Origin of the sequence: Vibrio parahaemolyticus (genome assembly GCF_900460535.1) — a bacterium.
GTDB classification, from domain to species: Bacteria; Pseudomonadota; Gammaproteobacteria; order Enterobacterales; family Vibrionaceae; genus Vibrio; species Vibrio parahaemolyticus.
Map to the genome: position 1 here is coordinate 481,944 of NZ_UHIL01000001.1, position 20,218 is coordinate 502,161.

Sequence of the window (20,218 nt, forward strand, 5' to 3'; positions counted from 1 at the left end):
TTGCGCGGCGATTCTATCACAACGGCAGTTAAACGTTTGCCTTTTTGCTGAGCTTTTACTTTAACTAAGTTGAATTTGATCAATACTTGGGTGATTTTTGCCGCGGAGAGGCGTAAATACCTTGCACAAAAATGCTTCGCCGATAAGAAAAGTCAGCGTTTAGTGAGATTGCGCCGATTTTTTAACCGAATGATGCGAAATATCGAATATAGTGAGTGTTTCTCATCGCGACGCTGAGTAGAATGACCTTATATAGGTAAGCTGCACGCCAATCTCGTGCATCGTCCCAACGGAATAACATAGGTAGGCCAAGATGTCTTTTGAAGTACTAGAACAACTAGAATCTAAAATTCAAACTGCAGTTGACACAATCACTCTTCTTCAGATGGAAGTTGAAGAGCTGAAAGAAGACAAAGTAAAACTAGAAGCAGAAGCAAACGAGCTTCGTTCTCAACGTGAAGATCTAGAGCAAAAAGCTCAGCAAGCTCAGCAAGAGCACGCACAGTGGCAAGAGCGCATTCGTGCACTACTTGGCAAAATGGACGAAGTGGAATAGTTTCACTTCTTCATCCAGAATTAAAAACACCCGCTTTGGCGGGTGTTTGTGTATTTGGGTATGAGTAGCGCTTTAGTCAACGAAAGGTGACTAGCTACTGGAAGCTACTCTTCGACCGTATCATCTAACTCAAGGTCAATATTAAGTGGCTCTGGAGATAGGATGATGCCAGTGTTGTCGGCGTAGATGTAATCTTCTGGAAGGAAGCTAACGCCGCCGAAGTTTACGGGTACATCTAGCTCACCAATGCCCTGGTTTGCCGCGCCAACAGGAATCGATGCCAAAGCTTGAATGCCGAGGTTCATGTCTTCTAGTTCATCGACTTCACGGACACAACCGTAAACGACAATGCCTTCCCACTCGTTTTCTTCTGCAATCGCAGCAATTTCTGCATCGATGAGCGCTTTACGTAAGGAACCGCCACCGTCAATCAACAACACGCGCCCAAGACCATCTTGCTCTAAGGTTTCGCGGATCAGTGAGTTGTCTTCAAAACACTTAATGGTGGTGATTTGCCCGGCAAATGACGCGCGTCCGCCAAAATTACTGAACATTGGTTCAACCACATCGACCTGATCAAGGTAGATATCGCAGAGTGCTGAGGTATTGTATTCCATAGCGTACCTTTCTAAACAGAAACTGGTTGTCTTTGAGTATATCTAGGCATTAAGTCAATGCAATGACAATCCTTTTTTAACTTACCAGAGTTTGAGCTACCACAATTGTTGCAAACAAAACGTTAGTGACTAATGAGCATTTTACGATAACTGGCAGCATTGGAGCGATTTGTGCAGGTTTTTCTGTATCCCAAACGGCTTTACCGTGATGAATGACGACATAAACACTCAATAAGAAGGGTAGGCTCATCCACAGAGGTTTGTCTTGAATTAACAAGTAAGCCGCAAATGCTAAAATAGCACCACCAAGCAAGATAAAGTGGTACTGCTTGGCTTTGTGTTGGCCCAAACGGACGGCGACCGTGCGCTTTCCACATTCGCGATCGTTCTCGATATCACGCATGTTGTTGATGTTCAGTACCGCTACCGCGAGTAAACCACAGCCCAGAGCTGGTAAGAATAGAGTGGTGTCTACATGTCCAGTATGCAGGAAGTATGTACCAGATACGCCTAGCAGACCAAAGAACAGGAATACGGAGATATCGCCTAAGCCGACATAACCGTAGGGCTTACTGCCCATGGTGTAAGCAATCGCCGCGATAATGGCAAGAATACCCAAACCGATGAAGGTGATGATGCTTTCTGGCGAGCTCAGCGCGTAAAACACCAAAACCAAGCCCGAGATGGCGGTAAGCACGATATTAAAAATGATCGCCTGTTTCATCTGTTTGGCACTAACGGCACCGGTCTGCATCGCACGCTGTGGACCTAAACGGTTTTCATTGTCGGTGCCTTTTACTGCATCGCCATAGTCGTTGGCTAAGTTCGATAGAATCTGCAATAAGGTTGCCGTAGCAAAGGCCATGATTGCGATGGTCAAAGAGAAATGACCGGCTGAGTATGCAAGTACGCTACCAGTTAAAATAGACACCAGAGCGAGAGGCAATGTTTTAGGGCGAGCGGCTTCAAGCCAGATCTGCAAAGATTGTTTCATGGAAATTTCGTGCTAGTAACCAATGTGCCCAGTATAAGCACAAAGCAGCAGATACGCTATTGACCTAAAACAAGGCAGGCATGACTGTTGGTACGTATCTGAGAATAATCTTTACGCAAATGCCCGAAAAACAAAAAGGCTACCTCTTTCGAGATAGCCTTTAAAATCAAGGTGAAATCTGAGTTTACAGAATAAAGCGACTTAGGTCTTCGTTTTCGATCGTATCGCCTAAACGTTCTTTAACGTAAGCTGCATCAATCACAAACTTAGCACCAGATTGCTCTGCTGCATCGTAAGAGATTTCGTCCATCAGACGTTCCATCACGGTATGTAGACGACGAGCACCAATGTTTTCTGTGGTTTCGTTTACCGTCCATGCCGCTTCTGCGATTTGCGTGATACCGTCTTCGGTAAATTCGATATCGACGTTTTCTGTCTTCATCAGCGCAATGTATTGTTCAGTCAGCGACGCTTTAGGCTCAGTCAAAATACGTTTGAAGTCGTGGCTGCTCAGTGCTTCCAATTCCACACGGATTGGCAGACGGCCTTGCAGTTCTGGAATGAGATCAGATGGCTTGGCAACTTGGAATGCTCCGGATGCAACAAACAGAATGTGGTCTGTTTTTACCATGCCGTGTTTTGTCGAAACGGTACTGCCTTCAATCAGAGGAAGTAAGTCACGTTGCACACCTTCACGAGACACGTCCGGGCCAGAGCTTTCGCCGCGCTTACAAATCTTGTCGATTTCATCAATGAAAACAATACCGTTGTTTTCTACGTTGAAAATCGCGGCTTCTTTTAGCTCTTCTTGGTTTACAAGTTTTGCAGCTTCTTCTTCTGCCAGCGCTTTCATCGCGTCTTTGATTTTCAGCTTACGCTTTTTCTTGGTGTCGCCGGCAAGGTTTTGGAACATACCTTGTAGCTGGTTGGTCATTTCTTCCATACCAGGAGGTGCCATGATCTCCACACCCATTTGAGGCGCTGCTACATCGATTTCAATCTCTTTATCGTCTAGCTGACCTTCACGCAGTTTTTTACGGAAGATTTGGCGAGTGTTTGAGGTGTCTTCTTTCTGCTCGACTTGACCCCAGCTATCGCGTGCTGGTGGCAGTAGTGCATCTAGAATGCGCTCTTCAGCTTGCTCTTCCGCGCGGAATTTTACTTTTTCCATCGCTTGTTGGTGGGTCATCTTCACAGCGACATCAGTCAGGTCACGAATGATGGTTTCGACTTCTTTACCAACATAGCCCACTTCGGTGAACTTTGTTGCTTCGACTTTGATGAATGGCGCATTGGCTAGTTTAGCAAGACGACGAGCGATCTCTGTCTTACCAACACCAGTTGGACCAATCATCAGAATGTTCTTCGGTGTGACTTCGACGCGCAAGCTTTCTTCTAGCTGCATGCGGCGCCAGCGGTTACGAAGGGCAATCGCAACCGAACGTTTTGCTTTGTCTTGACCAATGATGTGACGGTTCAGTTCATGAACGATTTCGCGAGGGGTCATTTCAGACATATTCTTTCCTTACTTCGTTACGATTACGCGGCTGGGGTTTCAGGCTCTGCAGTTGAGTCTAGCTCTTCTACGGTGTGGTGATGGTTGGTGAATACACAGATATCACCAGCGATGTTCAGTGCCTTTTCCGCGATTTCACGTGCATCTAAGTCAGTATTTTCTAAAAGTGCAGTTGCGGCTGCTTGTGCGTATGCACCACCAGAACCAATTGCAATCAAATCATTTTCTGGCTGAACGACATCGCCGTTACCAGTGATGATGAGTGATGCTGTTTCGTCTGCAACAGCAAGTAACGCTTCTAATTTGCGAAGAGCTCGGTCGCTGCGCCAGTCTTTTGCCAGTTCTACGGCTGCTTTCGTCAGATGGCCCTGGTGCATTTGCAGTTTGCTTTCAAAGCGTTCAAATAGGGTGAAGGCGTCCGCTGTACCGCCAGCAAAGCCAGCAAGCACTTTATTGTTGTATAGGCGGCGAACTTTGCGCGCGTTACCTTTCATGACGGTATTGCCTAGAGATACTTGGCCATCACCCGCGATGACGACTTTGTTATTTCGACGTACAGATACAATGGTAGTCACAGTCGACCTCTTAATTATTTCTCTTTGGATTTAATTCAGTATATGGGGGAGAGGAACTTGGGATTCAAGGGGAGGGCGTTTTTCACATTTGCTAACGCTGATGATGCCAATAACACGCGAGGAATAAAAAAGACCAACAGCGAATGCGGTTGGTCTTTGTGAGATTAGAAGTTTTCTTTCCAAATTGCGCACGGTTCGATTTTCGCGCGTTGCAACTTGTGGCGATCTTTCTCTGCATCGCGTTTGAACTTGTACGGGCCAAGTACAACACGATACCAAGAGCTGCCTTCTTTCTTACGAATTTTGCTCGAAAGACCTTGGAAAGCAATAGCCAGCTTTCGCTCTTCGGCCTGCGCTTGGGTTTTGTAAGCGCCACACTGCATTACGTATGGGATTTTAGATACTTCGATTTCTTTAGCGACGACTTCCACTTCTCGCTTGGGTAAAGATTCGACGTATTCCCACTTCTCTTCAGGTGGTGGTGGCAAATCCTTTTTCGGCTTTGGCTTACTGACGGTCGTGGTAGGTTGTTGCACCACGGGTGGTTTCGGTTCTGGGTCGTTACTTAATAAATACAGACCATAGCCAAAACCGCCCACAAGCAAGATTGCAAGTAGACCACTACGCCAAGGTTTTCTTTTGGGAGGTTGTTTTTTTGTCGACTTTTTTGGAGCGCCTCGCCCCCGTCTCACATAATCTCTGTTTGCCACGGTTACTTCTGGTCATCAAGGATTCTTCCAAATATGTTAATCCAGAACGGGTCGAGAAAACACCCTATTGATGTAATCTTGATAGCTACGTATCAGATAGAGAAGACAAAAAGCGGCACCAATGGGCACCGCTTATCGTTAGTTTACATGATAGGTCGCGTTGGACTACCGAGCGCTTAGGCGCGTTGCGGTGGCGCTGCGCTACCACGGACAACAAGCTTAGTTTCTAGTAAGCGTGAACCTGAATGAACGTCATGGCCTTTAAGGAGTTCGAGCATCATAAGCATCGCTTGGCGGCCAATTTCATAACGAGGTTGAGAAATGGTTGTTAACGGTGGATCGCAGTATTGAGCAAAGTTGATATCATCGAAACCAACCACTGACAAATCTTGCGGAACGCGCAGACCGAGTCGTTTGGCTTCTTGGATTGCGCCGATTGCCATGGTGTCGCAGTGGCAGAAAATCGCAGTTGGTGGCTCTGGAAGTTCTAGCAACTTACGTACAGCTTTCGCGCCGCCGTCAAAAGAAAACTCAGTGATAACACTGTATTGTGGGTCTTTACTAATCCCCGCGCGACGCAAGGCTTGTTGATAACCTTGCTGGCGGAACTGGCACAATACCGCTGTGTCTGGCCCTGAAATTTGTGCTATGCGTTTATGGCCAAGTTGAGTTAGGTAATTGACCGCTTCAAAAGCAGACGTTAGGTTGTCAATGTGCACGGTTGGTAATTCTAGCTCTGGCGCAAACTCACAAGCCATGACCATTGGTGGCAGGTTTTTCTGTTCTGGCTTGCTGACATCAAATGGCAGGTCGGTACCAAGCAGTAACATGCCATCGGCTTGTTTGGTGAACACTAGATTCACAAACGAGCTTTCACGCTTTTTCTGCTGGCCGCTGTCACCGAGCAGTACGAGGTAGCCATGTTCCATAGCTGCGTCTTCGATACCACGAATGATTTCAGAAAAGTAAGGATCACAGATGTCAGGAACGATGGTAACAATCGTTTTTGATTCGTTTCTACGTAGATTACGCGCTAATGAATTTGGAGAATAGCCCGCTTCAAGGACGGCATCTTCGACTCTTTTTCTTGTTGAAGAAGAGACTTTTTCTGGATTCATTAATGCTCGAGATACCGTAGCTGTCGACACTCCCGCAAGCTGGGCAACATCCTTCATTGTCGCCATAGTGTTTAACCTCTCAAATTTTTGCCAAGATGACGTTATTCCCTGTCAGAAGTCGTAGGTTTTTATCACTGGTAATCAGTGCCTATCTAATCACGTTGTTAGTGGTTATTTTTAGGGAGTAGGCGATAAAGCATCGCTTGGCTACTGCTTCAAATTTTGGGAATAGTCATTGTTTTAATCTAAGCCTATGGGGTAAACCCACTTTAGACTTTGCTAATTTGGATAGTCTATTCATTTCTATCGGGAAAGTTACGGTCTGTTTAACAAAAATTGCAATCTTGATGTGAGTCTCATCACATTAAAAGGTAATTCATTACATAGTTAAACGTTTGCTAGCTGAGATCTTGTGGTTCTATGTCTAAATTCCAGCGAACTTTTTTGGCATTAGGCAACAACTCAATAGCAGGTTTGGCACTGGTTAATAACTTTTGCATTAATGAACGGTGCTGGGTTTGGAGTAACAGCTGCCAACGGTATTTGCCTGCGCGTTTGGCGAGAGGCGATGGTGTTGGACCAAGCACCATGCAGGTGTCGTCAAACAAAGGGTGTGATTCTAAGGTAAAGCGAACTTGGCGCAGAAAGTCTTCTACGATCTCGCTCTTATTCGCTTCGGCTTTAAATAGAGTCAGGAAACTGTACGGTGGCAACTGCGCCAGTTTACGTTCCTCTAATGCCGTCATAGCGAAGTGTCGGTAGTCTTTTTCCAATAAGGCTTGCAACAAACTGTGCTCAGGATGGTGAGTCTGTAAAACCACTTCCCCCGGCTTACTTGCACGTCCGGCTCGCCCTGCGACTTGAATGAATAACTGCGCTAATCTTTCGGAGGCGCGGAAGTCGCTACTATATAGAGAGCCATCAACATCTAGCAAGGCAACGAGCGTTACATTGGGGAAATGGTGTCCCTTAGCTAACATTTGAGTGCCAATTAAAATTTGATATTCACCCTTGCGGATGGAGTCCAGCGCATCTTCTAAACTGCCTTTGCGGCGCGTGCTATCTCTGTCGATACGGATGGCTTTGTATTCGGGGAACAGTTGTGCCAATTGTTGTTCTAACTGTTCGGTACCGACACCAACGGTAACCAGTTGAGTTGAACCACAGCCCTGACACTGATGAATCACTGGTTGCTGCGAGCCACAATGGTGGCAGCGAATCTCATTGCTGTATTGGTGGAAGGTGTAATAAGCATCACAACGTTTGCATTCGGCAATCCAACCACATTCATGGCACATGAGAGCAGGGGAGAAACCACGACGGTTAAGAAACAGCATCACCTGATTGCCTGCTTTAAGGTGTTTGCGCATTTCCGCAATCAATGGGGCAGATAAACCACTTTCTAAATACTGACCTTTGACGTCGAGCACTTTATTAGAAGTAGGAACCGCAGAGCCTGCGCGTTGGGTCAGGGTTAAATGGTGATACTTGCCTGACAAGGCATTGTGCAATGTCTCCAGTGCAGGTGTAGCTGAGCCCAGAACAATCGGAACTTGTTCTTTATGGGCGCGCATTACAGCAACATCGCGTGCATGATAACGCAAGCTATCTTGCTGTTTGTAAGAGGTGTCATGTTCCTCGTCCACAATGATAATCCCGAGATCAGCAAAAGGCGCGAGTAGGGCAGATCGTGTGCCGATAATGATTCCGGCCGCTTTGTCGCGTGCAGAAAGCCACGCATTCAGACGTTCCGTCTCGTTTAATCCGGAGTGGATAACGTCAACTGGCACATTAAAACGGCGTTTAAAGCGGTTGATGGTTTGTGGTGTTAAGCCAATCTCTGGTACTAAAACCAAGGCTTGTTTACCTTTCTCTAAGACCGGCTTGATCAGGTTGAGGTACACTTCTGTCTTACCTGAGCCCGTGACGCCTTCTAATAAATAGCAGGCAAAACCTGTTTGGCTATTTACGCTCGCAATAGCTAGCGCTTGTTCGTGGTTGAGCTTTGGCTTCTCGACGTCGCATTCAACGTGCTGTCCCCACTGGGTGATTGCAGGCTTCTTCTCGATACGTTCAATCCAGCCTTTATCTTCTAAAGACTTTAGTACAGTTGAGGTTATCTCTTGGTCGACAAATTCCTGGTGAGGCAAAGCGCCGTTAACCAACATTTGCAAGACCTTCTGTTGTTTGATCGCTCGACGATCAAGCCCTTGCATCAGCTTGTCTTTACCGGATTCGGTAATTTGCCACTCTTGTAGCGTCGCAAAATCTGCAGGCTTTCCTTTACGCAGAGCTGCTGGCATCGCATTGTGTAGCGTATCTCCAAGTGGGTATTGGTAGAACTGGCTGCACCAAATCAGCAACGAATAAAGCTTTTCAGGCCATACCGGCTGAGAATCAAGAACTGCTTTGATTGGCTTGAGTTGATCTTTGGGGAAATCCGAGTGATTAACCATCGCGGTGACGATGCCAACTAACGTTTGACGTCCAAAAGGTACGGATACGCGCCCGCCAATGATAGGAAACAGGTGTCCTGGGATGGCATAGTCAAATTGTTTGTCGAGAGGTACGGGCAGTGCCACTCTAGCAATGGATGGACGCATAGATTCATAGCTATATAAAAGAAGAAAGGACTGTAGAGTTTATTAAAATCGTCCCAGGAATACGAGTCAACCTACGGAGTGTGTTCGGAAATATACTAATATCACCGGATTGGTGAAAAAAGTGGCGAAAAAATTGCCATACGTATTGATCCTATCTAGGGGATTCATTACTATATCGCGCCTTGAGATATGGCTTCAGCAACTGGTTGGTGCGGTATCCCATTTTATTATTAATTGCGTGTGGTGTGCGGCTTAGATTCGTATAGCGACACGGCCTACTATTGAGGTTATCCCATGAAAGCTGGTATCCACCCAGAATACAAAGCAGTAAACGCTACTTGTTCTTGCGGCAACTCTTTCGAGTTCAACTCTACTCTAGGTAAAGAGTCTATCCACCTAGACGTATGTGACAAGTGTCACCCATTCTACACTGGTAAGCAACGTATCGTTGATACAGGCGGCCGTGTTGATCGCTTCAACAAGCGTTTCGGTGCACTATCAAGCGGTAAGAAATAATAGCAACTGCTATTACGATTACAGTTTAGAAAAGGACGCTTCGGCGTCCTTTTTGTTTATGGCCCATTGTGCAGGTGACCATAAAACAGCAAGTTAAAAATAGTTTCGATTATTTTTCATTCAGCCCTTGCAACCTAAAGTGTGATCTGTATAATGCGTCGCACTGGTTAAGCCAGTTGTGAACCAATGAGCAGTGAGGAGCTAACTTCCTTCTAGGACTGTTAGGTAATGTAGACTCAGCTTATGTTCGCGGTTAATACAATTAGCTATCTTTTCTTCGGAAAAACTATCCCCAAAGGTGACTTTGGCACGTAGGGATTGTTAATCGAAAATTAACTGACAATGCGTCCTAATCTTGGATGCTACGGTTTCACATAAATCAATCGGCATTCTCTCGTCTTGACGAGTTTGAGTGGCGATATTGTTTGTGTAATTTTTAAAATTGGAGCTCTGTCTCATGCAGAACCAACGTATCCGTATCCGCCTAAAAGCTTTCGATTACAAACTAATCGATGCTTCTACAGCGGAAATCGTTGAAACAGCTAAGCGCACTGGCGCACAGGTTCGTGGTCCAATCCCACTACCAACTCGTAAAGAGCGTTTCACAGTTCTTATCTCTCCACACGTTAACAAGAAAGCACGTGACCAGTACGAAATCCGTACTCACAAGCGTCTAATCGACATCGTTGAGCCAACAGACAAAACTGTTGATGCTCTAATGCGTCTAGACCTTGCTGCGGGCGTTGACGTTCAAATTAGCCTAGGTTAAGGGAGATTAGAAGTATGATTGGTCTAATCGGTCGTAAAGTGGGCATGACCCGCGTATTTACTGAAGAAGGCGTTTCTATCCCAGTAACTGTTGTTGAAGTTGAAGCTAACCGTGTTTCTCAAGTGAAAACTCTTGAAACTGATGGCTACGCTGCAATTCAGGTTACAGCTGGTTCTAAGAAAGCTAACCGCGTAAACAAAGCTGAAGCAGGTCACTTTGCTAAAGCTGGCGTTGAAGCTGGTCGCGGTCTTTGGGAATTCCGTTTAGAAAACGGCGAAGAGTTCGAAGTTGGTGCTGAACTAACTGTTGAACTATTCAACGAAACTAAGAAAGTAGACGTTACTGGTACATCTAAGGGTAAAGGTTTCCAAGGCGCTGTTAAGCGTTGGAACTTCCGTACTCAAGATATGACTCACGGTAACTCATTGTCTCACCGTGCTCCTGGTTCTATCGGTCAATGTCAGACTCCAGGTCGCGTATTTAAAGGCAAGAAAATGGCAGGTCACATGGGTGCTGAGCGTGTAACGACTCAAAACCTAGAGATCGTACGTGTTGACGCTGAGCGCAACCTGCTTCTTATTAAAGGTGCAGTCCCAGGCGCAACTGGCGGCAACGTGATCGTTAAACCAGCTGTTAAAGCATAACGTCTCAGGAGTAAGTAATGGAACTAATGGTTAAAGGTGCTGATGCACTAACTGTTTCCGAAACTACTTTCGGACGTGAGTTTAACGAAGCTCTTGTACACCAAGTAGTTGTTGCGTACGCAGCAGGTGCTCGTCAAGGTACACGTGCTCAAAAAACACGTTCAGAAGTATCTGGCGGTGGCGCTAAGCCATGGCGTCAAAAAGGTACTGGTCGCGCTCGCGCTGGTACAATTCGTAGCCCAATCTGGCGTACAGGTGGTGTTACTTTTGCTGCGAAACCACAAGATCACAGCCAAAAAGTAAACAAAAAAATGTACCGCGGTGCTATGAAGAGCATTCTTTCTGAGCTTGTTCGTCAAGAGCGTCTAATCGTTGTTGATAACTTCTCAGTTGAAGCACCAAAGACTAAAGAGCTAGTTGCTAAGCTGAAAGAGCTTGAGCTAACTGACGCTCTAATCGTGACTAGCGAAGTAGATGAGAATCTATTCCTAGCTGCTCGTAACCTATACAAAGTTGACGCACGTGATGTTGCTGGTATCGATCCAGTATCTCTAATCGCGTTTGACAAAGTTGTAATGACTGCAGAAGCAGTTAAGCAAGTAGAGGAAATGCTAGCATGATCACTGAAGAGCGTATCCTAAAAGTTCTACGTGCACCGCACATCTCTGAAAAAGCAACTATGGCAGCTGAGAAAGCGAACACTATCGTTTTCAAAGTAGCTAAAGATGCAACTAAAAAAGAGATCAAAGCAGCTGTAGAAAAGCTATTTGAAGTTGAAGTTAAGTCTGTAAATACTCTTATCACTAAGGGTAAGACCAAACGTCAAGGTCTACGCCAAGGTCGCCGCAGCGACGTTAAGAAAGCGTACGTTACTTTGAAAGAAGGTCAAGATCTTGACTTTGTTGGCGGCGCGGAATAACAGGAGTAGTTAAAAATGGCTATTGTTAAATGTAAGCCGACTTCCCCTGGTCGTCGTCACGTTGTTAAAGTTGTTAACGCTGACCTACACAAGGGCAAGCCATACGCACCTCTTCTAGAGAAAAACTCTAAGAATGGCGGTCGTAACAACAACGGTCGTATCACAGTACGTCACATCGGCGGTGGTCACAAGCATCACTACCGTGTAATTGACTTCAAACGTACTAAAGACGGTATCCCAGCGACAGTTGAGCGTCTAGAATACGATCCAAACCGTAGCGCAAACATTGCTCTAGTTCTTTACAAAGACGGTGAGCGTCGCTACATCCTAGCACCTAAAGGTGTTGTAGCTGGTGATGTTATTCAGTCTGGTGTTGATGCACCAATCAAAGCTGGTAACACTCTACCAATGCGTAACATCCCAGTAGGTTCAACTGTACACAATGTTGAACTTAAACCTGGTAAAGGTGGTCAGCTAGCTCGTTCGGCTGGTGCTTACGCTCAAATCGTTGCTCGCGACGGTGCGTACGTAACTATCCGTCTACGTTCTGGCGAAATGCGCAAAGTTCTTTCTGAAGGCCGTGCAACAATCGGTGAAGTTGGTAACTCTGAGCACATGCTACGTGAACTTGGTAAAGCTGGTGCTTCACGCTGGCGCGGCGTACGTCCAACCGTACGTGGTGTAGTGATGAACCCGGTTGATCACCCACACGGTGGTGGTGAAGGTCGTACTTCTGGTGGCCGTCATCCAGTATCTCCTTGGGGTATGCCAACTAAAGGCTTCAAGACTCGTAAGAACAAACGCACTGACAAGTACATCGTACGTCGTCGTAACAAGTAATCTATATAAAGAGGAATCGCCATGCCACGTTCTCTCAAGAAAGGTCCTTTTATTGACCTACACTTGCTGAAGAAGGTAGAGAAAGCGGTGGAAAGCGGAGACAAAAAGCCTATTAAGACTTGGTCCCGTCGTTCAATGATCATCCCTACGATGATCGGTTTGACCATCGCTGTCCATAATGGTCGTCAGCACGTACCAGTATTTGTAACTGATGAAATGATCGGTCACAAACTGGGTGAATTCGCACCAACACGTACTTACCGCGGTCACGCTGCGGATAAGAAAGCTAAGAAGCGCTAAGGAGTAGATAATGGAAGCAATTGCTAAACATAACTTTGCTCGCATTTCGCCTCAGAAAGCTCGCTTAGTTGCGGATCTAATCCGTGGTAAATCTGTTGACCAAGCTCTAGAAATCCTAACGTTCAGCAACAAAAAAGCTGCTGCACTAGTTAAGAAAGTTCTAGAGTCTGCTATCGCTAACGCGGAGCACAACGAAGGTGCAGATATTGACGATCTGAATGTCGCAAAAATCTTTGTAGATGAAGGCCCAACCATGAAGCGTATTATGCCTCGTGCTAAAGGTCGTGCGGATCGTATCTTGAAGCGTTCAAGCCACATCACTGTTGTTGTAGCAGATCGCTAGAGACTAGGAGAGTAAGCAATGGGTCAAAAAGTACATCCAAATGGTATTCGTCTAGGCATCGTTAAGCCTTGGAATGCTACATGGTTTGCTAACACCAAAGATTTCGCTGACAACCTAGACGGCGACTTCAAGGTACGTCAGTTCCTTACAAGTGAACTGAAAAAAGCGTCTCTATCACGTATCGTTATCGAGCGTCCTGCTAAGAGCATCCGTGTGACTATTCACACTGCTCGTCCAGGCGTTGTTATCGGTAAGAAAGGTGAAGACGTTGAGAAGCTACGCGCAGCTGTAGCTAAAATTGCAGGTGTACCAGCGCAAATTAACATCGCTGAAGTACGTAAGCCTGAACTAGATGCGCAACTTGTTGGTGACAGCATCGCGTCTCAGCTAGAGCGTCGTGTTATGTTCCGTCGTGCTATGAAGCGCGCAGTACAAAACGCTATGCGTCTAGGCGCTAAAGGTATCAAAGTGGAAGTAAGCGGTCGTCTAGGCGGCGCTGAAATCGCACGTTCAGAGTGGTACCGTGAAGGCCGTGTGCCTCTACACACTCTACGTGCTGACATTGATTACGCAACTTCTTCGGCTCACACTCAATACGGTGTGATCGGCATTAAAACTTGGATCTTCAAAGGTGAAATCCTAGGTGGAATGCCAGCAGCTAACGCTGTAGAGCCTAAAGGCGACAAGCCTAAGAAGCAGCGTAAAGGCCGTAAGTAAGGAGTCGACAGATGCTACAACCTAAACGTACTAAGTTCCGTAAGGTTCAGACTGGTCGTAACCGTGGTCTAGCTAAAGGTACTGATGTAAGCTTCGGCGAATTCGGTCTTAAAGCTGTTGGCCGTGGTCGTCTAACTGCTCGTCAAATCGAAGCGGCACGTCGTGCAATGACACGTCACGTTAAGCGTCAAGGTAAAATCTGGATCCGTGTGTTCCCAGACAAACCAATCACAGAAAAACCACTAGAAGTTCGTCAAGGTAAGGGTAAAGGTAACGTTGAGTACTGGGTAGCCCAAATCCAACCTGGTAAGGTTATGTACGAAATGGGTGGTGTACCTGAAGAATTGGCACGTGAAGCGTTCCGTCTAGCGGCACGTAAACTGCCTTTCAAAACTACATTTGTAACTAAGCAGGTGATGTGATGAAAGCACAAGATCTACGCGAGAAAAGCGTTGAAGAGCTTAACGCTGAGCTAATGAATTTGCTACGTGAACAGTTCAACTTGCGCATGCAAGCTGCAACTGGTCAACTACAGCAAACTCATACTCTGAAAGCTGTACGCCGTGATATCGCACGTGTGAAAACTGTTTTGACTGAGAAGGCAGGCGCATAATGAGCGAAGTAAAACGTACTCAACAAGGTCGTGTTGTTAGCGACAAGATGGACAAGTCTATCACTGTTGCAATCGAACGTTTCGTAAAACACCCAATTTACGGTAAGTTCGTTAAACGTACGACTAAAGTACACGCACATGACGAAAACAACGAGTGTGGCATTGGCGACACTGTTGAAATCGCAGAGTGTCGTCCACTGTCTAAGACTAAGTCTTGGACTTTGGTGAAAGTTGTAGAAAAGGCGAAGATGTAATCTTCACTCTTCTATGATAAGAAACGGCTCCAAAAATATTTTTGGAGCCGTTTATTTTTTGACTACCCAATCACAGAAAAGGGTGGTACAATTCGCGTCCCTTATAAAGAGGCAGCCCGACCCGTGATGGGTCTAGTTATTAATATTTAGCGGAGCACTAACATGATCCAAATGCAAAGTATGCTGGACGCAGCTGATAACTCAGGCGCACGCAGCGTAATGTGTATTAAGGTTCTGGGTGGCTCACACCGCCGTTATGCACATATCGGTGACGTCATCAAAGTTACTGTTAAGGAAGCAATTCCTCGCGGTAAAGTTAAAAAAGGTGACGTTATGAAGGCGGTTGTAGTGCGCACCCGTAAAGGCGTACGTCGTCCTGACGGTTCTGTCATTCGCTTCGACCGAAATGCTTGCGTACTGTTGAATAACACTACTGAGCAACCAATCGGTACACGTATCTTTGGTCCTGTGACACGCGAACTTCGTGGCGATAAGTTCATGAAGATCGTTTCACTGGCTCCAGAAGTTCTGTAAGGAGCACGTAGAAATGGCAGCTAAAATCCGTCGTAATGACGAAGTAATCGTTCTTGCTGGTAAAGACAAAGGCAAGAAAGGTAAAGTAACTAAGGTCCTAGCAACTGGTAAAGTTATCGTTGAAGGTATCAACCTTGTTAAGAAACACCAGAAACCTGTTCCTGCACTAGGTATCCAAGGCGGTATCGTAGAGCAAGAAGCAGCAATCGATGTTTCTAACGTGGCTATCTTTAATGCAGCTACTGGTAAAGCTGACCGTATCGGTTTCCGTTTTGAAGACGGCAAAAAAGTTCGTTTCTTCAAGTCTAACGGCGAAACCGTTTCTAACTAATAGAAGTAATTTGGAGTTCTACTATGGCGAAACTGCATGATTACTACAAGTCGTCTGTAGTCGCTGAACTGACCAAACAGTTCAGTTACACAAGCGTCATGCAAGTCCCTAGAATCGAGAAAATCACCCTAAACATGGGTGTTGGTGAAGCAATCAACGATAAGAAACTGCTAGAAAACGCAGCATCTGATATGGCAACGATCTCTGGTCAAAAGCCACTTATCACTAAAGCGCGTAAATCTGTTGCAGGTTTCAAAATCCGTGAAGGCTACCCTATCGGTTGTAAAGTAACCTTGCGTGGCGAACGTATGTGGGATTTTCTTGAGCGTTTGATTAACATCGCTCTTCCACGTGTACGTGACTTCCGTGGTGTTAGCGCTAAGTCTTTTGACGGTCGCGGTAACTACAGCATGGGCGTTCGCGAGCAAATCATCTTCCCGGAAATCGACTTTGATAAAGTTGATCGTGTACGCGGTCTAGACATCACTATTACGACGTCTGCTGGTACTGATGAGGAAGGCCGTGCTCTGCTGGCTGCCTTTAACTTCCCATTCCGTAAGTAAGGTGAAGGGTTACTGTTATGGCTAAACAATCAATGAAAGCACGTGAAGCTAAACGTGCAAAGCTAGTAGCTAAGTTCGCTGAAAAGCGTGCAGCGCTAAAAGCTATCATCAGCGATGTAAACGCATCTGAAGAAGATCGTTGGAACGCAGTTCTTACACTGCAATCTCTTCCACGTGATTCAAGTGCATCACGTCAGCGCAACCGTTGTAACCAAACTGGTCGTCCACACGGTTACCTACGTAAGTTCGGTCTAAGCCGTATTAAGGTTCGTGAAGCTTGCATGAAAGGCGAGATTCCGGGTCTTCGTAAGGCTAGCTGGTAATTGCCACTTAATCATTTGGAGTAAATCATATGAGCATGCAAGATCCGATTTCGGATATGCTGACCCGCGTTCGTAACGGTCAGGCAGCAAACAAAGTTGCTGTTAAAATGCCTTCTTCAAAGCTTAAAGTTGCAATTGCTGCACTACTAAAAGCTGAAGGTTACATCGTTGACTTCGCTGTTGAAGGCGAAGCAAAACCTGAGCTAGAAGTAACTCTTAAGTACTTCCAAGCTAAACCAGTAATCGAGCAACTTAAACGTGTTTCTCGTCCAGGTCTACGTGTTTACAAGAAGAAAGATGAACTTCCTTCTGTAATGGGTGGTCTTGGTATTGCTATCGTTTCTACTTCCAAGGGTCTTATGTCAGACCGCGCTGCACGTAAAGCAGGTCTTGGTGGTGAAATCATCTGCTACGTAGCTTAATAGGAGTAGAATATGTCTCGTGTTGCTAAAGCACCTGTCGCTATTCCAGCTGGCGTAGAGGTGAAACTAAACGGCCAAGAAATCACTGTAAAAGGTGCTAAAGGCGAACTAACTCGCGTACTAAACGACGCTGTAGTTATCGCTCAGGAAGAAAACAACCTAACTTTCGGTCCTAAAGAAGGTGTTGCTAACGCTTGGGCACAAGCAGGTACTGCTCGTGCACTAGTTAACAACATGGTTGTTGGTGTTACTGAAGGCTTTACTAAGAAGCTAACTCTTAAAGGTGTTGGTTACCGTGCTGCTATCAAAGGCAACGCTGTAGGTCTAACACTAGGCTTCTCACACCCAGTTGAGCACGAGTTGCCAGCGGGTATCAAAGCTGAATGTCCAAGCCAAACTGAAATCGTGATTACTGGTTGTGACAAACAACTAGTTGGTCAAGTTGCGGCTGACATTCGTTCTTACCGTCAACCTGAGCCTTACAAAGGTAAAGGTGTTCGTTACGCAGATGAAAATGTGCGTACTAAAGAAGCTAAGAAGAAGTAAGGTAACACTATGGATAAGAAAGCATCTCGCATCCGTCGTGCTACACGCGCACGTCGTAAGATTGCAGAACTGGGTGCGACTCGCCTAGTTGTACACCGTACTCCTCGTCACGTGTACGCACAGGTTATCGCGGCTAACGGCTCTGAGGTTATCGCAGCAGCTTCTACTGTAGAAAAAGCGATCCGTGAGCAAGTGAAATACACTGGTAACGTTGATGCAGCTAAAGCAGTAGGTAAAGCTGTTGCAGAACGCGCTCTTGAAAAAGGCGTAACTGCAGTTGCATTTGATCGTTCTGGTTTCCAATACCACGGTCGAGTAGCGGCGCTAGCAGAATCTGCTCGCGAAGCTGGTCTGAAATTCTAAGGTAGGGTTGGAAGATGGCTAAAGAACAACAAGTTCAAGCGAATGATTTGCAAGAAAAGCTAATCGCAGTTAACCGTGTTTCTAAAACGGTTAAAGGCGGTCGAATCATGAGCTTCACTGCACTAACAGTAGTTGGTGACGGTAATGGTCGTGTAGGTTTCGGTTACGGCAAAGCTCGTGAAGTACCTGCAGCGATCCAAAAAGCAATGGAAAAAGCGCGTCGTAACATGACTACGATCGCTCTAAACGAAGGCACTCTTCACCACCCAGTGAAAGGTCGCCACTCGGGCTCTAAAGTTTACATGCAGCCTGCAGCAGAAGGTACTGGTGTTATCGCAGGTGGTGCGATGCGTGCAGTACTAGAAGTTGCTGGTGTACACAACGTACTATCTAAAGCATACGGTTCAACGAACCCTATCAACATCGTTCGTGCAACGATCGATGCACTAGGTAGCATGAAGTCGCCAGAAATGGTTGCTGCTAAACGTGGTCTAACTGTTGAAGCTATTTCGGAGTAAGAACACCATGGCAACTATTAAAGTAACTCAAACTAAAAGCTCAATTGGCCGCCTACCAAAGCACAAAGCTACTTTGCGTGGTCTAGGTCTTCGTAAAATCAACCACACAGTAGAACTTGAAGATACTCCGTGCGTACGCGGTATGATCAACAAGGTTTACTACATGGTTAAAGTTGAGGAGTAATCAGAATGCGTTTGAATACTCTTGCACCGGCTGCTGGCTCTAAACATGCTCCTAAGCGTGTAGGCCGTGGTATCGGTTCTGGCCTAGGTAAAACTGGTGGCCGTGGTCACAAAGGTCAAAAATCACGTTCTGGCGGTAAAGTTCGTCCAGGTTTCGAAGGCGGTCAGATGCCTCTGAAACAACGTCTACCAAAATTCGGTTTCACTTCTCGTAAGAGCCTAGTGTCTGCTGAAGTTCGTCTAGCTGAGCTAGCGAAAGTTTCTGGTGACGTGGTTGATCTAAACAGCCTTAAAGCTGCTAACATCATCACTAAGAACATCGAATTCGTTAAAGTTGTTCTTTCTGGTGAAATTAACAAAGCAGTGACTGTTAAAGGTCTACGTGTGACTAAAGGCGCTAAAGCTGCAATCGAAGCTGCAGGCGGTAAAATCGAGGAATAATCTCGAGGAACGAGGTACAGATGGCTAAGAAACCAGGACAAGATTTTCGTAGTGCTCAGAGCGGCTTAAGTGAACTAAAGTCGCGCTTGTTATTCGTAATTGGTGCACTTTTAGTATTCCGAGCCGGCTCTTTTGTGCCGATTCCTGGTATTGACGCTGCTGTACTTGCCGATTTGTTCGAACAGCAAAAAGGTACCATCGTTGAAATGTTTAACATGTTCTCCGGTGGTGCTCTTGAGCGTGCATCTATATTAGCATTGGGCATCATGCCGTATATTTCGGCATCTATTGTTGTCCAATTGCTAACTGTAGTTCATCCAGCGTTAGCTGAACTCAAAAAAGAGGGTGAAGCAGGCCGTCGTAAGATCAGCCAATACACACGCTACGGCACGCTTGTACTTGCAACCTTCCAGGCTATAGGTATCGCAACAGGCTTACCAAACATGGTCGACAATCTGGTTGTTATCAACCAAACCATGTTTACGCTAATTGCTACCGTAAGTTTAGTAACCGGCACCATGTTCCTAATGTGGTTAGGTGAACAAATTACAGAGCGTGGAATTGGTAACGGTATTTCGTTACTAATTTTTGCAGGTATTGTTGCTGGATTGCCTTCTGCAATCGGTCAAACAATCGAGCAAGCGCGTCAAGGTGAATTGCATGTACTTCTTCTGTTGCTAATCGCGGTATTAGCTTTTGCAGTAATTTACTTCGTTGTTTTCATGGAACGTGGTCAGCGTCGAATCGTCGTTAACTACGCGAAGCGTCAACAAGGTCGTAAAGTATTTGCTGCACAAAGTTCTCACTTACCACTTAAAATTAATATGGCAGGTGTTATTCCAGCGATTTTCGCATCAAGCATTATCCTGTTCCCAGGAACACTGGCTCAGTGGTTTGGTCAGAATGGTGAGAGCAGCGCGTTCGGTTGGTTAACTGACGTGTCTTTGGCTCTTAGCCCAGGTCAGCCATTGTATGTAATGCTATATGCAGCAGCAATTATCTTCTTCTGTTTCTTCTACACGGCGTTGGTTTTCAACCCGCGTGAAACAGCAGATAACTTGAAGAAGTCTGGTGCATTCGTACCCGGTATCCGCCCAGGTGAGCAGACAGCGAAGTACATCGATAAAGTAATGACACGTCTTACCCTTGCTGGTGCACTGTACATTACCTTTATCTGTCTGATTCCCGAGTTCATGATGGTCGCGTGGAACGTACGTTTCTACTTCGGCGGTACATCACTACTAATCGTAGTTGTTGTAATTATGGACTTTATGGCACAGGTACAGACTCATCTGATGTCTCAACAGTATGATTCTGTGTTGAAGAAAGCGAATCTGAAAGGCTACGGCCGTTAATCCGGCGGTAGACTCAGTTTCATTTACGGAGTTTA

General features: G+C 45.9%; 31 protein-coding genes. 24 read left to right on the plus strand and 7 right to left on the minus strand.

What is annotated here, in order from left to right; all coding sequences use genetic code 11:
* The first annotated feature begins 313 nt into the window (after window positions 1–313).
* Complete coding sequence (zapB, locus tag DYB02_RS02520; RefSeq protein WP_005481417.1) at window positions 314–556, plus strand: cell division protein ZapB; 243 nt, start codon at window positions 314–316, stop codon at window positions 554–556.
* Window positions 557–660: 104 nt separating this feature from the next.
* On the opposite strand, the gene rraA is transcribed toward zapB, so the two are convergent.
* From rraA to priA, 7 genes are all read right to left on the minus strand, one after another.
* Window positions 661–1,173 (minus strand): ribonuclease E activity regulator RraA, encoded by a 513-nt coding sequence (rraA, locus tag DYB02_RS02525; RefSeq protein WP_005457192.1) that lies wholly within the window; start codon window positions 1,171–1,173, stop codon window positions 661–663.
* 76 nt (window positions 1,174–1,249) lie between these two features.
* Window positions 1,250–2,167, minus strand: coding sequence for a 1,4-dihydroxy-2-naphthoate polyprenyltransferase (locus DYB02_RS02530; protein WP_017449001.1), 918 nt, complete (start codon window positions 2,165–2,167; stop codon window positions 1,250–1,252).
* 184 nt (window positions 2,168–2,351) lie between these two features.
* Window positions 2,352–3,683 carry an ATP-dependent protease ATPase subunit HslU gene (gene hslU / locus DYB02_RS02535; protein WP_005489452.1) on the minus strand — a complete coding sequence of 444 codons (1,332 nt, stop codon included), beginning with the start codon at window positions 3,681–3,683 and terminating at the stop codon, window positions 2,352–2,354.
* 23 nt (window positions 3,684–3,706) lie between these two features.
* A complete protein-coding gene (gene hslV, locus DYB02_RS02540) occupies window positions 3,707–4,258 on the minus strand; it encodes an ATP-dependent protease subunit HslV (protein ID WP_005489705.1) in 552 nt (183 codons plus the stop codon).
* 164 nt (window positions 4,259–4,422) lie between these two features.
* On the minus strand, window positions 4,423–4,968 hold the full coding sequence (gene ftsN, locus DYB02_RS02545; RefSeq protein ID WP_005481405.1) for a cell division protein FtsN: 546 nt from the start codon (window positions 4,966–4,968) through the stop codon (window positions 4,423–4,425).
* Between the two features lie 176 nt (window positions 4,969–5,144).
* The gene (gene cytR / locus DYB02_RS02550; protein ID WP_254894148.1) at window positions 5,145–6,191 is read right to left on the minus strand and encodes a DNA-binding transcriptional regulator CytR; all 1,047 of its coding nucleotides are present in this window, start codon (window positions 6,189–6,191) and stop codon (window positions 5,145–5,147) included.
* A 293-nt stretch (window positions 6,192–6,484) separates the two neighbouring features.
* Window positions 6,485–8,689: a primosomal protein N' gene (gene priA, locus DYB02_RS02555; protein ID WP_029803675.1), complete on the minus strand. Its 2,205-nt coding sequence runs from the start codon at window positions 8,687–8,689 to the stop codon at window positions 6,485–6,487.
* Window positions 8,690–8,983: 294 nt separating this feature from the next.
* Between priA and rpmE the strand changes: the two genes are divergently transcribed.
* From rpmE to secY, 23 genes are all read left to right on the plus strand, one after another.
* Window positions 8,984–9,205, plus strand: coding sequence for a 50S ribosomal protein L31 (gene rpmE, locus DYB02_RS02565; RefSeq protein ID WP_005457203.1), 222 nt, complete (start codon window positions 8,984–8,986; stop codon window positions 9,203–9,205).
* Window positions 9,206–9,662: 457 nt separating this feature from the next.
* A complete protein-coding gene (gene rpsJ, locus DYB02_RS02570; protein WP_004410492.1) occupies window positions 9,663–9,974 on the plus strand; it encodes a 30S ribosomal protein S10 in 312 nt (103 codons plus the stop codon).
* 14 nt (window positions 9,975–9,988) lie between these two features.
* Complete coding sequence (gene rplC / locus DYB02_RS02575; protein ID WP_005456132.1) at window positions 9,989–10,618, plus strand: 50S ribosomal protein L3; 630 nt, start codon at window positions 9,989–9,991, stop codon at window positions 10,616–10,618.
* Window positions 10,619–10,635: 17 nt separating this feature from the next.
* Entirely contained in the window at window positions 10,636–11,238 is a 603-nt protein-coding gene (gene rplD, locus DYB02_RS02580; RefSeq protein ID WP_005379556.1) for a 50S ribosomal protein L4, read from the plus strand.
* Complete coding sequence (gene rplW / locus DYB02_RS02585) at window positions 11,235–11,537, plus strand: 50S ribosomal protein L23 (protein WP_004398471.1); 303 nt, start codon at window positions 11,235–11,237, stop codon at window positions 11,535–11,537. Before rplD ends, rplW begins: the two co-directional genes overlap by 4 nt.
* Window positions 11,538–11,552: 15 nt before the next feature.
* On the plus strand, window positions 11,553–12,377 hold the full coding sequence (gene rplB / locus DYB02_RS02590; protein WP_005489461.1) for a 50S ribosomal protein L2: 825 nt from the start codon (window positions 11,553–11,555) through the stop codon (window positions 12,375–12,377).
* Between the two features lie 21 nt (window positions 12,378–12,398).
* Entirely contained in the window at window positions 12,399–12,677 is a 279-nt protein-coding gene (rpsS, locus tag DYB02_RS02595; RefSeq protein ID WP_004394525.1) for a 30S ribosomal protein S19, read from the plus strand.
* A 10-nt stretch (window positions 12,678–12,687) separates the two neighbouring features.
* Entirely contained in the window at window positions 12,688–13,020 is a 333-nt protein-coding gene (gene rplV, locus DYB02_RS02600; protein WP_005383164.1) for a 50S ribosomal protein L22, read from the plus strand.
* Window positions 13,021–13,038: 18 nt separating this feature from the next.
* Window positions 13,039–13,737, plus strand: a complete 699-nt coding sequence (rpsC, locus tag DYB02_RS02605) for a 30S ribosomal protein S3 (protein WP_005383161.1) — start codon at window positions 13,039–13,041, stop codon at window positions 13,735–13,737.
* A gap of 11 nt (window positions 13,738–13,748) precedes the next feature.
* Window positions 13,749–14,159 carry a 50S ribosomal protein L16 gene (rplP, locus tag DYB02_RS02610; RefSeq protein WP_005379577.1) on the plus strand — a complete coding sequence of 137 codons (411 nt, stop codon included), beginning with the start codon at window positions 13,749–13,751 and terminating at the stop codon, window positions 14,157–14,159.
* The gene (gene rpmC / locus DYB02_RS02615; protein WP_005379576.1) at window positions 14,159–14,350 is read left to right on the plus strand and encodes a 50S ribosomal protein L29; all 192 of its coding nucleotides are present in this window, start codon (window positions 14,159–14,161) and stop codon (window positions 14,348–14,350) included. Before rplP ends, rpmC begins: the two co-directional genes overlap by 1 nt.
* Complete coding sequence (gene rpsQ, locus DYB02_RS02620) at window positions 14,350–14,604, plus strand: 30S ribosomal protein S17 (RefSeq protein WP_005461671.1); 255 nt, start codon at window positions 14,350–14,352, stop codon at window positions 14,602–14,604. The genes rpmC and rpsQ overlap by 1 nt, the downstream gene beginning before the upstream one ends.
* Window positions 14,605–14,766: 162 nt before the next feature.
* The gene (rplN, locus tag DYB02_RS02625) at window positions 14,767–15,138 is read left to right on the plus strand and encodes a 50S ribosomal protein L14 (RefSeq protein WP_005489425.1); all 372 of its coding nucleotides are present in this window, start codon (window positions 14,767–14,769) and stop codon (window positions 15,136–15,138) included.
* 13 nt (window positions 15,139–15,151) lie between these two features.
* Complete coding sequence (gene rplX / locus DYB02_RS02630) at window positions 15,152–15,469, plus strand: 50S ribosomal protein L24 (RefSeq protein ID WP_005455662.1); 318 nt, start codon at window positions 15,152–15,154, stop codon at window positions 15,467–15,469.
* A gap of 23 nt (window positions 15,470–15,492) precedes the next feature.
* Window positions 15,493–16,032, plus strand: a complete 540-nt coding sequence (gene rplE / locus DYB02_RS02635) for a 50S ribosomal protein L5 (protein ID WP_005455660.1) — start codon at window positions 15,493–15,495, stop codon at window positions 16,030–16,032.
* 17 nt (window positions 16,033–16,049) lie between these two features.
* Window positions 16,050–16,355 (plus strand): 30S ribosomal protein S14, encoded by a 306-nt coding sequence (rpsN, locus tag DYB02_RS02640; RefSeq protein WP_005455658.1) that lies wholly within the window; start codon window positions 16,050–16,052, stop codon window positions 16,353–16,355.
* A 29-nt stretch (window positions 16,356–16,384) separates the two neighbouring features.
* Window positions 16,385–16,777: a 30S ribosomal protein S8 gene (rpsH, locus tag DYB02_RS02645; RefSeq protein ID WP_005455656.1), complete on the plus strand. Its 393-nt coding sequence runs from the start codon at window positions 16,385–16,387 to the stop codon at window positions 16,775–16,777.
* 12 nt (window positions 16,778–16,789) lie between these two features.
* The gene (gene rplF / locus DYB02_RS02650) at window positions 16,790–17,323 is read left to right on the plus strand and encodes a 50S ribosomal protein L6 (RefSeq protein ID WP_005455654.1); all 534 of its coding nucleotides are present in this window, start codon (window positions 16,790–16,792) and stop codon (window positions 17,321–17,323) included.
* A gap of 9 nt (window positions 17,324–17,332) precedes the next feature.
* On the plus strand, window positions 17,333–17,686 hold the full coding sequence (gene rplR / locus DYB02_RS02655; RefSeq protein ID WP_005435088.1) for a 50S ribosomal protein L18: 354 nt from the start codon (window positions 17,333–17,335) through the stop codon (window positions 17,684–17,686).
* A gap of 14 nt (window positions 17,687–17,700) precedes the next feature.
* Window positions 17,701–18,204, plus strand: a complete 504-nt coding sequence (gene rpsE / locus DYB02_RS02660) for a 30S ribosomal protein S5 (RefSeq protein WP_005435090.1) — start codon at window positions 17,701–17,703, stop codon at window positions 18,202–18,204.
* A 7-nt stretch (window positions 18,205–18,211) separates the two neighbouring features.
* Window positions 18,212–18,388: a 50S ribosomal protein L30 gene (gene rpmD / locus DYB02_RS02665; protein ID WP_000201159.1), complete on the plus strand. Its 177-nt coding sequence runs from the start codon at window positions 18,212–18,214 to the stop codon at window positions 18,386–18,388.
* Window positions 18,389–18,393: 5 nt separating this feature from the next.
* On the plus strand, window positions 18,394–18,828 hold the full coding sequence (gene rplO, locus DYB02_RS02670; protein ID WP_005450562.1) for a 50S ribosomal protein L15: 435 nt from the start codon (window positions 18,394–18,396) through the stop codon (window positions 18,826–18,828).
* 20 nt (window positions 18,829–18,848) lie between these two features.
* A complete protein-coding gene (gene secY / locus DYB02_RS02675) occupies window positions 18,849–20,183 on the plus strand; it encodes a preprotein translocase subunit SecY (RefSeq protein ID WP_005481401.1) in 1,335 nt (444 codons plus the stop codon).
* Window positions 20,184–20,218: the final 35 nt, after the last annotated feature.

Bases quoted from the DNA above. Each gene is read 5' to 3' on its own strand.
- rplP (WP_005379577.1), top strand. From the start codon at position 13,749: ATGCTACAACCTAAACGTACTAAGTTCCGTAAGGTTCAGACTGGTCGT.
- rplX (WP_005455662.1), top strand. From the start codon at position 15,152: ATGGCAGCTAAAATCCGTCGTAATGACGAAGTAATCGTTCTTGCTGGT.
- hslU (WP_005489452.1), bottom strand. From the start codon at position 3,683: ATGTCTGAAATGACCCCTCGCGAAATCGTTCATGAACTGAACCGTCAC.
- zapB (WP_005481417.1), top strand. From the start codon at position 314: ATGTCTTTTGAAGTACTAGAACAACTAGAATCTAAAATTCAAACTGCA.
- rpsH (WP_005455656.1), top strand. From the start codon at position 16,385: ATGAGCATGCAAGATCCGATTTCGGATATGCTGACCCGCGTTCGTAAC.
- rpsN (WP_005455658.1), top strand. From the start codon at position 16,050: ATGGCTAAACAATCAATGAAAGCACGTGAAGCTAAACGTGCAAAGCTA.
- rpsC (WP_005383161.1), top strand. From the start codon at position 13,039: ATGGGTCAAAAAGTACATCCAAATGGTATTCGTCTAGGCATCGTTAAG.
- DYB02_RS02530 (WP_017449001.1), bottom strand. From the start codon at position 2,167: ATGAAACAATCTTTGCAGATCTGGCTTGAAGCCGCTCGCCCTAAAACA.
- rplE (WP_005455660.1), top strand. From the start codon at position 15,493: ATGGCGAAACTGCATGATTACTACAAGTCGTCTGTAGTCGCTGAACTG.
- rplN (WP_005489425.1), top strand. From the start codon at position 14,767: ATGATCCAAATGCAAAGTATGCTGGACGCAGCTGATAACTCAGGCGCA.
- rplW (WP_004398471.1), top strand. From the start codon at position 11,235: ATGATCACTGAAGAGCGTATCCTAAAAGTTCTACGTGCACCGCACATC.
- rpsE (WP_005435090.1), top strand. From the start codon at position 17,701: ATGGCTAAAGAACAACAAGTTCAAGCGAATGATTTGCAAGAAAAGCTA.
- rplB (WP_005489461.1), top strand. From the start codon at position 11,553: ATGGCTATTGTTAAATGTAAGCCGACTTCCCCTGGTCGTCGTCACGTT.
- rpmD (WP_000201159.1), top strand. From the start codon at position 18,212: ATGGCAACTATTAAAGTAACTCAAACTAAAAGCTCAATTGGCCGCCTA.
- rpmE (WP_005457203.1), top strand. From the start codon at position 8,984: ATGAAAGCTGGTATCCACCCAGAATACAAAGCAGTAAACGCTACTTGT.
- rplR (WP_005435088.1), top strand. From the start codon at position 17,333: ATGGATAAGAAAGCATCTCGCATCCGTCGTGCTACACGCGCACGTCGT.
- rplD (WP_005379556.1), top strand. From the start codon at position 10,636: ATGGAACTAATGGTTAAAGGTGCTGATGCACTAACTGTTTCCGAAACT.
- rraA (WP_005457192.1), bottom strand. From the start codon at position 1,173: ATGGAATACAATACCTCAGCACTCTGCGATATCTACCTTGATCAGGTC.
- priA (WP_029803675.1), bottom strand. From the start codon at position 8,689: ATGCGTCCATCCATTGCTAGAGTGGCACTGCCCGTACCTCTCGACAAA.
- rplV (WP_005383164.1), top strand. From the start codon at position 12,688: ATGGAAGCAATTGCTAAACATAACTTTGCTCGCATTTCGCCTCAGAAA.
- rpmC (WP_005379576.1), top strand. From the start codon at position 14,159: ATGAAAGCACAAGATCTACGCGAGAAAAGCGTTGAAGAGCTTAACGCT.
- rpsJ (WP_004410492.1), top strand. From the start codon at position 9,663: ATGCAGAACCAACGTATCCGTATCCGCCTAAAAGCTTTCGATTACAAA.
- rplO (WP_005450562.1), top strand. From the start codon at position 18,394: ATGCGTTTGAATACTCTTGCACCGGCTGCTGGCTCTAAACATGCTCCT.
- secY (WP_005481401.1), top strand. From the start codon at position 18,849: ATGGCTAAGAAACCAGGACAAGATTTTCGTAGTGCTCAGAGCGGCTTA.
- rpsQ (WP_005461671.1), top strand. From the start codon at position 14,350: ATGAGCGAAGTAAAACGTACTCAACAAGGTCGTGTTGTTAGCGACAAG.
- rpsS (WP_004394525.1), top strand. From the start codon at position 12,399: ATGCCACGTTCTCTCAAGAAAGGTCCTTTTATTGACCTACACTTGCTG.
- rplC (WP_005456132.1), top strand. From the start codon at position 9,989: ATGATTGGTCTAATCGGTCGTAAAGTGGGCATGACCCGCGTATTTACT.
- rplF (WP_005455654.1), top strand. From the start codon at position 16,790: ATGTCTCGTGTTGCTAAAGCACCTGTCGCTATTCCAGCTGGCGTAGAG.